Consider the following 12,038-nt stretch of genomic DNA (forward strand, 5'->3'; position numbering starts at 1 on the left):
TGCCACTGCATCGGCCATTTCCTGGAGGGGAAATCATGCTTCTTGCCCATCACGCGGCCCGTTGGAGCCGCGCCCTGGCGCTGGCCCTGTTCGCACTCGGTACCGGCCTGGGTCAGCCGGCCAGCGCCGAGATCGACAATGCCGCGCTCGCCAACCAGGCCGACAGCCGCAACTGGGCGGCCTGGGGCAAGAACTTCGACGAGCAGCGTTTCAGCACGCTGGACCAGATCAACAAGCAGAACGTCTCGCGCCTGGGCCTGGCCTGGTCGCTGGAACTCCCCGATGTCTGGAACGTCTCCAGCCAGCCGCTGGCCATCGACGGCGTTCTCTACTTCGCGGTCGGCTACAGCGTGGTGCATGCGGTCGATGCCAAGACCGGCACGCTGCTGTGGAAGTACGACCCCAAGGTCGACAGCAAGAAGATGCGCATGGCCTGGGGCAGCCGAGGGCTGGCCTACTGGCAGGGCAAGGTCTACACCGGCGTGCAGGACGGCCGACTGTTCGCGCTCGACGCCAAGACCGGCCAACTGGTCTGGGAGACGCTCACCACCGAGCCGGGCGACAACCGCTACATCACCGGCGCGCCGCGCGTCTGGGCGGGCAAGGACGGCAAGGGCAAGGTCATCATCGGCCACGGCGGCGCCGACTTCGGCCATGTGCGCGGCTATGTCACCGCCTATGACGCCGACACCGGCAAAGAGGCCTGGCGCTGGTGGGTGGTGCCGGGCAATCCCGCCGACGGCTTCGAGAACCAGGCGATGGAGGAAGCCGCCAAGACCTGGAGCGGCGAGTGGTGGAAGTTCGGCGGCGGCGGCACGGTCTGGAACGCCATGACCTACGACCCCGAGTACAACCGCATCTACCTCGGCACCGGCAACGGCTCGCCCTGGAACGCCAAGCTGCGCAACCCCAAGGGCGGCGACAACCTCTACCTGTGCTCGGTGGTCGCGCTCGACGCCGACACCGGCGAATACCTCTGGCACTACCAGACCACGCCGAACGAGACTTGGGACTTCAACTCGACGATGGACATGGTGCTGGCCACCGTCGAGATCGATGGCAAGCCGCGCAAGGTGCTGATGCACGCTCCCAAGAACGGCTTCTTCTATGTGCTCGACCGCGAGACCGGGAAGCTCATTTCCGCCGAGAAGCTGGGCAAGGTCACCTGGGCCGAGAAGGTGGACATGACTACCGGCCGGCCGGTGGAGAACAAGGGCGTGCGCTACGAAGGTGGCGAGGCGCTGACCTGGCCCGGCTCCGGCGGCCTGCACAACTGGCAGCCGATGGCCTACAGCCCGAAGACCGGGCTGGTCTACATCCCGGCGCGCGAGATGGCCGGCTACTACAACGACAAGGAGATCGACCCGCGCACCTGGCAGATGGACAAGGACGGTCCGCTGGGCATCGCCGGCTTCTTCGACGACGTACCCAAGAACGCCGGCAAGAGCTCGCTCCTGGCCTGGAACCCGCTGACCCAGACCAAGGCCTGGGAGCTGCCCACACCCGGCGCCACCGCCGGTGGCGTGATCGTCACCCAGGGCGGCCTGGTGTTCCAGGGCCAGGCCGACGGCAAGTTCGTCGCCCACGATGCCGACACCGGCGCCGAACTGTGGAGCGCGCCGATGGGCGTCGGCACCCAGGCGCCGCCGCTCACCTACGAGGTGGACGGCAAGCAGTACGTCAGCGTGCTTGCCGGCTGGGCCGGTGGCCAGATGCTGCTCGGCTCGCTCTCCGCCCAGCACGGCTGGGTCGGCCGCGAGCATCCCCGCCGTCTGCTCACCTATGTGCTCGACGGCAAGGCGCCACTGCCGGCCTCGGCGGCGCCCAGCGAGGTGAAACCGCTGCACGACCCCAGCTTCGTGATCGACCAGGCGCTTGCCGCCAAGGGCAAGCCGCTCTACGGCAAGAACTGCACGATCTGCCACGGCACCGGCGTGGTCGCCGGCGGCTATGCGCCGGATCTGCGCGCTTCGCCGCTGCCGCTCGCCGCGCCGGCCTTCAAGGCCATCGTCCAGGGCGGCGCGCTGGAGGCGCGTGGCATGCCCAAGTTCGACGAGCTGAGCGACGAGCAACTCGATTCCATCCGCCACTACATCCGCCTGCGCGCCGAGGAGAAGCCGACGCTGTGGTCGCAGGTCAAGGCGATCTGGGGCTTCATCGTGCTGATGGTGAAGATGGAGCTGCTCAAGCGCGGCTGGATCGACGGCTGAACTAGGGCTGGTTCTGGCGGCGAGGCGGACGCACAATGGGCTCCGCCAGCGCCACCGGAGGGTCGTCATGCTCCAGCTCCGCCCCAGTTGCGAATGCTGCAACAAGGACTTGCCGCCGGACTCCGAGGAGGCACGCATCTGCTCCTTCGAGTGCACCTTTTGCGCCGCCTGTGCCGACGGCCCGCTGGGCGGCATCTGCCCCAATTGCGGCGGCGGCCTGGTTGCCCGGCCGCGACGACCCGCGCACCTGCTGGCCAAGTATCCCGCCTCGACCCTCAGGGTCTACCAGCCGGCCGCCTGCCGGCCTGCTGCCAGCGCCTGACTGCCAGCGACGGCGCTATTGACCTCGGTCATCGGCGCCGTCGCCATTCCCGGGCAGGCTCAAGCTGCCCTAATTGCCGGAGTCCGTCATGAGCACCTACCGCCACATCCTGGTTGCCGTCGAAGCCGACGAGGAGGCCGATCGCCTGCTGGCGCGCGCCCACGACCTGGCCCACCTGTTCGGCGCCGAGTTGAGTGTGCTGAACGTGGTCGAGCCGATGCCGATGGATCTCAACGGCGATCTCGGCGTGATCCCGATGAACCTGAGCAGCGAGATGAGCGAGCAGGCGCGCAAGACGCTGCAACCGCTGTGCGCCGCCCATGGCCTGGCGCCGGCGCGGCTGCGCGTCGCAGTAGGGCAGATCACCAGCACCATCCTCGATGTCGCCCAGGAGCTCGGCGCCGATCTGGTCATTCTCGGCCACCACCGCCAGCGCGGTCTGGCGGCGCTGTTCTCGCACACCGACAAGGGCGTGGTCAGCAAGGCGCGCTGCGACGTGCTGGTGGTGGCCCTGACGCCGCCCAGCGCCACCGCCAAGGCCTGAAACCGCCGCCGGTTGATCCACGTCAACCGGCGGGGGCGCGTGCAGGTACAGACTTCAAGGCACCCCTGTAGACCCTGGAGTCCCCCGTGAGCACTTATCAACGCATCCTGGTGGCGGTTGAAGCCGACGACGAGGCGCGCCCGCTGCTCGCCCATGCCCATCAGCTGGCCACCCAGTTTGGCGCCAGCCTCGACGTCCTGAATGTGGTCGAGCCGGTCTTGAGCGACTTCAGTGGCGATGTCGGCGTGGTGCCGACCAATGTCACCAGCGAGCTCAGCGAGCTGGCCAAGAAGACGCTGCAACCCTTGTGCGCCAGCCACGGCCTGGAGCCGGCGCGGCTGCGCATCGAAATCGGGCAGATCACCAGCACCATCCTCGAGGTCGCGCAGGAGCTCAAGGCCGATCTGATCATCCTCGGCCATCACCGCGCCCGCGGTCTGGGCGCGCTGTTCGCACACACCGACAAGGGCGTGGTCAGCAAGGCGCGCTGCGACGTGCTGGCGGTAGCCCTGAAACCGGCCTAGATCCTCCGCCGGCTTTTTAGCGCAGCATGGCCTTGAGGAAGCGTCCGGTGTGCGAGCGCTTGTTCGCCGCCACCTGCTCCGGCGTGCCTTGGGCGACGATCTCGCCGCCGCCGTTGCCGCCCTCGGGGCCAAGGTCGATCAGCCAGTCGGCGCGCTTGATGACATCGAGGTTGTGCTCGATCACCACCACGGTGTTGCCGGCATCACGCAGGCGCTCCAGCACCTTGAGCAGCTGCGCGACATCGTGGAAGTGCAGGCCGGTGGTGGGCTCGTCGAGGATGTAGAGCGTGCGGCCGGTGTCGCGCTTGGAGAGCTCCTTGGCCAGCTTGATGCGCTGCGCCTCGCCGCCGGAGAGCGTGGTCGCGTTCTGGCCCAGCGTGATGTAGGAAAGGCCCACGTCCATCAGGGTCTGCAGCTTGTTCTTGAGCGCCGGCACCGCCTTGAAGAACTCCAGGCCGGCCTCGACGGTCATGCCCAGCACCTCGTCGATACCCTTGCCCTTGTACTTGATCTCCAGTGTCTCGCGGTTGTAGCGGCGGCCCTTGCAGGTGTCGCAGACCACGTAGACATCGGGCAAAAAGTGCATCTCGACCTTGATCAGGCCATCGCCCTCGCAGGTCTCGCAGCGCCCGCCCTTCACGTTGAAGCTGAAGCGCCCGGCCTCGTAGCCGCGCGCGCGCGCTTCCGGCACCTCGCAGAACAGCTCGCGGATCGGGGTGAACAGGCCGGTGTAGGTGGCCGGATTGCTGCGCGGCGTGCGGCCGATGGGCGATTGGTCGATGTCCACCAGCTTGTCGAGGTGCTCGAAGCCGCCGATGGCGTCGCACTCGGCCCAGCGGCTAGCGGCGCCGTTGAGGTGGCGCGCCGCGTAGTTCATCAGGGTGTCGTTGATCAGCGTCGACTTGCCGGAGCCGGAGACGCCGGTGACGCAGGTCATCAGCCCGGTGGGAATCTCCACCGTGACGTTTTTCAGGTTGTTGCCGCGCGCGCCCTGGATCACCAGCATCTTCTTCGGATCGGGCGGGTGGCGCTGCTTGGGGATCGCGATCTTCTCGACGCCGGAGAGGTACTTGCCGGTCAGCGAGTCGGGGTGCTTCTCGATGTCCTCCGGCTTGCCCTGGGCGATGATGCGGCCGCCGTGCACGCCGGCGCCGGGGCCGATGTCCACCACATGGTCGGCGTGGCGTATGGCGTCTTCGTCGTGCTCGACCACGATCACGGTGTTGCCGAGATCGCGCAGATGGAAGAGGGTCTTCAGCAGCCGCTCGTTGTCGCGCTGGTGCAGGCCGATGGAGGGCTCGTCGAGCACGTACATCACGCCAACCAGGCCGGCGCCGATCTGCGAGGCCAGGCGGATGCGCTGCGCCTCGCCGCCGGAGAGCGTCTCGGCGCTGCGCGCCAGGCTCAGGTAGTCGAGGCCGACGTTGTTGAGAAAGCCCAGGCGGGCGACGATTTCCTTCAGGATCTTTTCGGCGATCTCGCCCTTGTGGCCGGGCAGGCGCAGGTTGGCGAACCAGTGCTCGGCCTCGCGGATCGATAGCGCGCTGAGCGTGTGCATGGGATGGTCGGCGACGAAGACATTGCGCGCCATGCGGTTGAGCCGCGCGCCGCCGCAGTCCGGGCAGGGCTTGTCGGAGAGGTACTTGGCCAGCTCCTCCTTCACCGCCAGCGACTCGGTTTCCTTGTAGCGGCGTTCGAGGTTGGGGATGATGCCCTCGAAGCGATGCACCCGGCTGACCCGCTTGCCGCTCATGTCCGGATAGTGGAACTCGATCTTCTCCTCGCCGCTGCCGTAGAGGATCAGGCTGCGGATCTTCTCGGCGAGTTTCTGGAACGGCTTGCCGGCGTCGAACTTGTAGTGCTTGGCCAGGCTTTCGATCAGCGCCCAGTAATAGGCGTTCTTGCGATCCCAGCCCTTGATCGCGCCGTCGGCGAGCGAGAGGTCGGGTGCCGCCACCACCCGCTGCGGATCGAACACCTGCAGGCTGCCCAGGCCGTCGCAGGTCTGGCAGGCGCCGTGCGGGGCGTTGAAGGAGAACAGCCGCGGTTCGAGTTCCGGCACCGAGTAGCCGCAGTGCGGGCAGGCCATGCGGTTGCTGAAGGTGATGTCGTGAGGGGTGAGGGGTGAGGCCTGAGGCGTGAACTGCTCAGCCGACGCCCCGGCGGCGCCTCCCGCCTCCCGCCTCCCGCCTCCCGCCTCACCACCGTGCGGCGCCACCAGCACCAGACCATCCGCCAGCCGCAGCGCAGTCTCGAAGGATTCGGTGATGCGCTGCTTCAGATCGGCGCGCACCTTGAAGCGGTCCACGACGATCTCGATGTCGTGCTTGAGCTTGCGGTTGAGGATCGGCGTCTCGTCCAGCTCCAGCACCTTGCCGTCGACGCGGGCACGCACGAAGCCCTGGGCGCGCATTTGCTCGAACCATTCGGCGTGCTCGCCCTTGCGGCCACGCACCACCGGCGCCAGCAGCATCCAGGCGGAGCCCTCGGGCAGGGCCAGCACATGATCGACCATCTGCGCGACGCTCTGCGCCTCCAGCGCGACTCCGTGGTCGGGGCAGCGGGCGGTGCCGACGCGGGCGAACAGCAGGCGCAGGTAATCCTGGATCTCTGTGACCGTGCCCACCGTCGAGCGCGGGTTGTGGCTGGTCGACTTCTGTTCGATGGAAATCGCCGGCGACAGACCCTCGATGGAGTCGACGTCGGGCTTGTCCATCATCGACAGAAACTGCCGGGCATAAGCCGACAGCGACTCGACATAACGCCGCTGCCCTTCCGCGTACAGGGTATCGAAGGCCAGCGAGGACTTGCCGGAACCGGACAGCCCGGTAATCACCGTCAACTGGTCGCGCGGCAGGCTCAGCGAGACGTTCTTGAGGTTATGGGTGCGGGCGCCACGAATCGTGATCTGGTTGCTGCTCGCGCTCATGGACAGGGGGGCTCAAAAGTTGATCGGCTATTATGCGCGGCCTTGAACACCCGAAACGTCTAGCAACATGAATGCCCTGGAAATCCGCGCGACCATCGGCCTCGCGCTGATCTACGCGCTGCGGATGATCGGTATGTTCATGATCCTGCCGGTGTTCGCGCTCTACGCCCACGCCCTGCCGGTGCCGGCCAGCGATCTGCAGATCGGGCTCGCCATCGGCATCTACGGCCTGGCCCAGGCCGGCCTGCAGATTCCGCTGGGCATCGCTTCCGACCGCTGGGGCCGCAAGCCGGTGATCGTGCTGGGCCTGGCGGTATTCGCCGCCGGCAGCTTCCTGGCCGGCGCCACCCAGGACATCCACTGGATCATCGCCGGTCGCATCCTGCAGGGCCTGGGCGCGGTGTCCTCGGCGGTGTCGGCCCTGCTCGCCGACCTCACCCGCGACCAGGTACGCACCACCGCCATGGCCATCCTCGGCGCCGGCATGGGCCTGGCGTTTCTGGGCGCCCTGGTCGCCGGGCCGGTGGTGGCCGGGCATATCGGCGTCGACGGCATCTTCCGGCTCACCGGCCTGCTCGCCCTGGGCGGCATCCCGGTAGTGCTCTGGCTGGTGCCGACCGCGACCCTGCCCAAGGTCAGCAATGCCGGCGTCTGGTCGGTGCTGCAAGACCCCCAGCTGCTGCGCCTGGATGGCGGCATCCTGCTGCTGCACGCCCTGCTCACCGGCCTGTTCGTCGCCGCGCCCTTCGCCATCGTCGAGACCTTGGGCCTGCCTTCGGAAGCGCACTGGAAGCTCTACCTGCCGGTGCTGCTGCTGTCGCTGCTGCCGGTATTCCCGCTGGTGCGCCGCGCCGAGCGCCGCCACGCCACCCGTGGCCTGTTCCTCACCGCCATCGTCGGTCTGGCCCTGGCGCTGCCGCTGCTGGCCCTGGGCTACCGCCAGCCGGCGGTGCTGGTCGGCGCGCTGACGCTGTTCTTCGTCGCCTTCAACACCCTGGAAGGTCTGCTGCCCTCGCTGATCAGCCGCCGCGCGCCCGCCAACCAGCGCGGTGCGGCGCTCGGCGTCTACGGCAGCGCCCAGTTCCTCGGCCCCATGCTCGGCGGCGCCCTGCTGGGTGGGGTGAAGGGCCACTGGGGACTGTCGGCGGCCTTCGCGGCGGCGGCCGTGCTGCCGCTGATCTGGCTATCATTCGCCACTGGCCTGCGCGCACCGCCTGCGGCAGCGGCGGCGGCCCCCACTCACGACTAATAAGGACAGGCTCATGGCCCGTGGCGTAAACAAAGTCATCCTCATCGGCAACCTCGGCAAAGACCCCGAGGTGCGCTACCTGCCCTCCGGCGGCGCGGTCACCAATGTCACCATCGCCACTTCCGAAAGCTGGACCGACAAGGCCACCAACGAGAAGAAGGAAAAGACCGAGTGGCACAACGTGGTGTTCTTCAACAAGCTGGCGGAAATCGCCGGTCAGTACCTGAAGAAGGGCGCCAAGGTCTACGTCGAAGGCAGCCTGCGCACCCGCAAGTGGGAGAAGGACGGCATCGACCGCTACACCACCGAGATCGTGGTCAGCGACATGCAGATGCTCGACGGCCGTGGTGGTGAAGGCGGCGGCGCCGGAGCCGGTGGTGGTGGCGGCGGCTACGCCCGCAGCTCCGGTTACGACCAGCCGCCGGCGCGCAGCAGCGCCCCGGCCCGTCCGGCGGCACCCGCCCCGGCGCCGATGCCGGAGCACGGCGGCTTCGACGACGACGATATTCCGTTCTGAGTCCCGTGGAGGCGAGAGCCTGTCACCCCAGTCAGCCCCGGTCTCCGGGGCTGATTTCGTTGAGCCCGGCGACGCGGCGATCTCAGGAGCTGGCGCGACCTTGATCGGCGCTGCGACGTCTGGGAGGAGGCTGAGTCCCGCTCACCGGACGGCCGCCCCGCAGCCGCCGCCGGGCGCGCTCCAGAGTGTGCTGAACCAGCAGCCTTTCCACCAGCCCATCCAGCCCGCCGAGGGCCTTGCCCATCAGCTCGGCGCCGACGCTGCTGACTTTCAGTTCCGAATCCAGACCCAGCGGCTGACCGCTGAGCACACCGGCATCGAGCATCTCCCGCAGGGCCAGCGCCAGATCGGCCTCGCGCAGGCCGGTGGACTTCCAGGCCTCGGCGAAGTCGCGAATCCGCAGACGCGCGCCTGGCCAGTCGGTACGGTAGTCCCGGCAAATCTGGATCACCGCGTATTCGCGGACTTGAGATGAGATGTGCATGGCGAGCCTCCTGCCCGCAGTTCACCTGTGCTTATAGCGCTCCCGTCTACCGGGGCAGCGGTGCGGGCCGTGGCCAGGAATACTCAGTCCCGACCGGCGGTGGTCTCGGACCGGCTCACCGGAGCCGGCCATTGGGTTTTCGCCGGCAATCGGCGAGCATGGCGACCTCGTCGTCGCCAATCGCCATCCCATGAAAGCCATCGTCTGCACCCAGCTCGGCGGCCCCGAGCTGCTGGAACTGCAAGAGCGCCCCTCGCCCGCCCTGCGCCCGCGCGAGTTGCGCGTGGCGGTGAAGAGCGCGGGCGTGAACTTTCCCGACTCGCTGCAGATCGCCGGCAAGTACCAGATGAAGCTGGAGCCGCCGTTCACGCCCGGCGCGGAAGTCGCTGGCGTGGTCACCGAGGTGGGCAGCGCAGTGAGCCAGTACAAAGTCGGCGACGCCGTCGCCGCCTTCGTGCCCAGCGGCGGCTACGCCGAGGAGTGCGTGCTCAGCGCCGATGCCGCCCTGCCGCTACCGGCGCAGCTCAACCCGGCCGAGGCGGGCGGTTTTCCGCTGGTCTACGGCACCACCCTGCACGCCCTGAAGCAGCGCGGCCAGCTCAAGCCCGGCGAAACCCTGCTGGTGCTGGGCGCGGCCGGCGGTGTCGGTCTGGCGGCGGTGCAACTGGGCAAGCTGATGGGAGCGCGGGTGATCGCCGCCGCCTCCAGCGCCGAGAAGCTGGCACTGTGCAAGGCGCAGGGCGCCGACGCGCTGATCGACTACTCCAAGGAATCGCTGAAAGACGCGATCAAGACCCTGACCAAGGGTCAGGGCGCGGATGTGATCTACGACCCGGTGGGCGGTGCGCTGGGTGAGGAGTGCCTCTCCTGCATCGCCTGGAACGGCCGCTATCTGGTGATCGGCTTCGCCTCCGGCCCCATCCCCAACCTCGCCGCCAACCGCCTGCTGCTCAAGGGCGCTTCGGCGGTGGGCGTGTTCTGGGGCGCGTTCGCGGTACGCGAGCCGGCACTCAACCTCGCCAACTTCCAGCAGCTGTTCGCCTGGATCGAGGCGGGCCAACTCCAGCCCTATATCTCCGCCCGTTATCCCCTGGCCGAGGCCGGCCGCGCGCTCCGTGACATGATGGACCGCAAAGTGACCGGCAAGATTGTCCTCATCCCCTAGTCAATGAAGATTCGAAGCACGGATGTTTGATCGCATACTCGTAGTCTGTACCGGCAATATCTGCCGCAGCCCCATCGCCGAAGGCCTGCTCAAGGCCCGCTTGGAAGGCAAGCAAATCTGGTCGGCCGGCACCATGGCCCTGATCGGCAATGGCGCCGACCCCTACTCGGTGGAGGTGAGCGCCGAGTACGGCGTCGACATCGCCGGCCATCGCGCCCAGCAGCTGACGCTGCCCATGCTCCAGCAGGCCGATCTGGTGCTCACCCTCGACGGCTCGCACAACGCCTGGATCAACAGCCGCTACCCGCAGTTCCGCGGCAAGGTCCACAAGCTCGGCAAGTGGCGCAAGGACGAAGACGTGCCCGACCCCTACCGGCAGCCGCGCGAGGACTTCGTCGCCGCCTACCAGCAGATGGAAGCGCACGTCGGCGACTGGCTTTCCAAGCTCAAATAGTCGCCAGGCCAGGCCGCGCGCGGCCTATAATCGCGCCCCATTTCACAGCCCCGGCTTATCCGCCGTCCCGCTGCCATGAGCAATAACGAAACTCCCGCCACGCCCGCGGAGAGCCCGGCGTCGCCGAAGCTCTACCTGATCTCCTGGGGCTGCCAGATGAACGAGTACGACTCGTCCAAGATGGCCGACGTGCTGGCGCAGTCGCACGGCTACAGCCGTACCCAGAACCCCGAGGAAGCCGACCTCCTGCTGCTCAACACCTGCTCGGTGCGCGAGAAGGCGCAGGAGAAGGTATTCAGCGAGCTGGGCCGCTGGAAGGAATGGAAGGCCGCCAACCCCAAGCGCGTGATCGGCGTCGGCGGTTGCGTGGCCTCGCAGGAAGGCGAGGCCTTGAGCGCCCGCGCCGGCGTGGTCGACATGGTGTTCGGCCCGCAGACCCTGCACCGCCTGCCGGAGCTGCTGGAACAGACCCGCCGCACGCAGAAGCCGGCGGTGGACGTGCGCTTTCCCGAGATCGAGAAGTTCGACCACCTGCCGGCGCCGCGCGCCGAGGGCCCGACCGCCTTCGTCTCGATCATGGAAGGCTGCTCGAAGTACTGCAGCTTCTGCATCGTGCCCTACACCCGTGGACCGGAAGTCAGCCGGCCGCTGGACGACGTGCTGGTGGAATGCGCGCGGCTGGCCGAGCAGGGCGTGCGCGAGATCAACCTCCTGGGCCAGAACGTCAACGCCTACCAGGGCCGCATGGGCGAGTCCGGCGAGGTCTGCGACCTGGCGCTGCTGATCCACTACGTCGCCCGCATCCCCGGCATCGACCGCATCCACTACACCACCAGCCACCCGGCGGAGTTCAGCGAGGCGCTGATCGCCGCCTACGCCGAGGAGCCCAAGCTGGCCAGCTACCTGCACCTGCCGGTGCAGAGCGGCAGCGACCGCATCCTCGCCGCGATGAAGCGCGGCTACACGCGCCAGCAGTATCTCGACAAGATCGCCCGCGTGCGCCAGGCGCGCCCGGGGCTGTCGATCTCTACCGACATCATCGTCGGCTTCCCCAGCGAGTCCGAGGACGACTTCGCGGCGACGCTGGACGCAGTGGAGCAAGCCGGCTTCGATGCCGCGTATTCCTTTCTCTACTCGCCGCGCCCGGGCACGCCCGCCGCGAATCTGCGCGACAACGTGCCGGTGGAGCTGAAGGAGCGGCGCCTGGCCCTGCTGCAGGCGCGCATCAAGCAGCGCAGCGACGCCTTCCAGCAGGCCCTGGTCGGCAGCACCCAGCCGGTGCTGGTGGAACGCGTCTCGCGCAAGAACGCCAGCCAGATGGCCGGCCGCACGCCGCAGAACCGCACGGTGAACTTCGATGCGCCGGCGGCGCTGATCGGCCAGTTCGTGGAGGTGGAGATCACCGAGGCGATGCCCAACTCCCTGCGCGGCCGTCTGCTCCAGACCACCGCCTAGCTCCAAGCCACTGATGGCCCGACCTGCGTTCGTCTAGGTTGGGCTTGGTACTACTGGTAGCGGGGAACCGGTTCGACTGGCAGGGGCGCCCCCTCTGTTTTGTCCACTCGACGCCCCGGTTCCAGCCCTGTACCAAGTCGAAAGCCTTGGCGGCGTTGCCAGACACTTGAGGTCTGTGAGGGCGT

11 protein-coding genes are annotated in these 12,038 nt (G+C 67.9%); 9 read left to right on the forward strand and 2 right to left on the reverse strand.

The window, feature by feature from the left end; all coding sequences use genetic code 11:
* Positions 1-35 precede the first annotated feature (35 nt).
* The 4 genes from AC3WT6_RS16300 (at position 36) to AC3WT6_RS16315 (ending at position 3,600) form a co-directional block, all read left to right on the forward strand.
* Entirely contained in the window at positions 36-2,210 is a 2,175-nt protein-coding gene (locus tag AC3WT6_RS16300) for a PQQ-dependent dehydrogenase, methanol/ethanol family (protein ID WP_492654661.1), read from the forward strand.
* Positions 2,211-2,277: 67 nt separating this feature from the next.
* Positions 2,278-2,532 carry a DUF1272 domain-containing protein gene (locus AC3WT6_RS16305; RefSeq protein WP_492654662.1) on the forward strand — a complete coding sequence of 85 codons (255 nt, stop codon included), beginning with the start codon at positions 2,278-2,280 and terminating at the stop codon, positions 2,530-2,532.
* 88 nt (positions 2,533-2,620) lie between these two features.
* Positions 2,621-3,076 carry a universal stress protein gene (locus tag AC3WT6_RS16310; protein WP_492654663.1) on the forward strand — a complete coding sequence of 152 codons (456 nt, stop codon included), beginning with the start codon at positions 2,621-2,623 and terminating at the stop codon, positions 3,074-3,076.
* A gap of 86 nt (positions 3,077-3,162) precedes the next feature.
* Entirely contained in the window at positions 3,163-3,600 is a 438-nt protein-coding gene (locus tag AC3WT6_RS16315) for a universal stress protein (protein ID WP_492654664.1), read from the forward strand.
* A gap of 16 nt (positions 3,601-3,616) precedes the next feature.
* Here the strand turns inward: AC3WT6_RS16315 and uvrA are convergent, their stop codons facing one another.
* Positions 3,617-6,529, reverse strand: coding sequence for an excinuclease ABC subunit UvrA (gene uvrA, locus AC3WT6_RS16320; protein WP_492654665.1), 2,913 nt, complete (start codon positions 6,527-6,529; stop codon positions 3,617-3,619).
* Positions 6,530-6,596: 67 nt separating this feature from the next.
* On the opposite strand from uvrA, the gene AC3WT6_RS16325 reads away from it, so the two are divergent.
* Entirely contained in the window at positions 6,597-7,778 is a 1,182-nt protein-coding gene (locus AC3WT6_RS16325) for an MFS transporter (RefSeq protein WP_492654666.1), read from the forward strand.
* A gap of 13 nt (positions 7,779-7,791) precedes the next feature.
* On the forward strand, positions 7,792-8,295 hold the full coding sequence (gene ssb, locus AC3WT6_RS16330; protein ID WP_492654667.1) for a single-stranded DNA-binding protein: 504 nt from the start codon (positions 7,792-7,794) through the stop codon (positions 8,293-8,295).
* 82 nt (positions 8,296-8,377) lie between these two features.
* On the opposite strand, the gene AC3WT6_RS16335 is transcribed toward ssb, so the two are convergent.
* On the reverse strand, positions 8,378-8,779 hold the full coding sequence (locus AC3WT6_RS16335; protein ID WP_492654668.1) for a hypothetical protein: 402 nt from the start codon (positions 8,777-8,779) through the stop codon (positions 8,378-8,380).
* Between the two features lie 190 nt (positions 8,780-8,969).
* Between AC3WT6_RS16335 and AC3WT6_RS16340 the strand changes: the two genes are divergently transcribed.
* From AC3WT6_RS16340 to miaB, 3 genes are all read left to right on the forward strand, one after another.
* Positions 8,970-9,944 carry an NADPH:quinone oxidoreductase family protein gene (locus AC3WT6_RS16340; protein WP_492654669.1) on the forward strand — a complete coding sequence of 325 codons (975 nt, stop codon included), beginning with the start codon at positions 8,970-8,972 and terminating at the stop codon, positions 9,942-9,944.
* Between the two features lie 22 nt (positions 9,945-9,966).
* Positions 9,967-10,398, forward strand: a complete 432-nt coding sequence (locus AC3WT6_RS16345; RefSeq protein WP_492654670.1) for a low molecular weight protein-tyrosine-phosphatase — start codon at positions 9,967-9,969, stop codon at positions 10,396-10,398.
* 75 nt (positions 10,399-10,473) lie between these two features.
* Positions 10,474-11,853 carry a tRNA (N6-isopentenyl adenosine(37)-C2)-methylthiotransferase MiaB gene (gene miaB / locus AC3WT6_RS16350; RefSeq protein ID WP_492654671.1) on the forward strand — a complete coding sequence of 460 codons (1,380 nt, stop codon included), beginning with the start codon at positions 10,474-10,476 and terminating at the stop codon, positions 11,851-11,853.
* Positions 11,854-12,038 lie beyond the last annotated feature (185 nt).

The organism is Stagnimonas sp. FW305-C-60, from assembly GCF_058782965.1.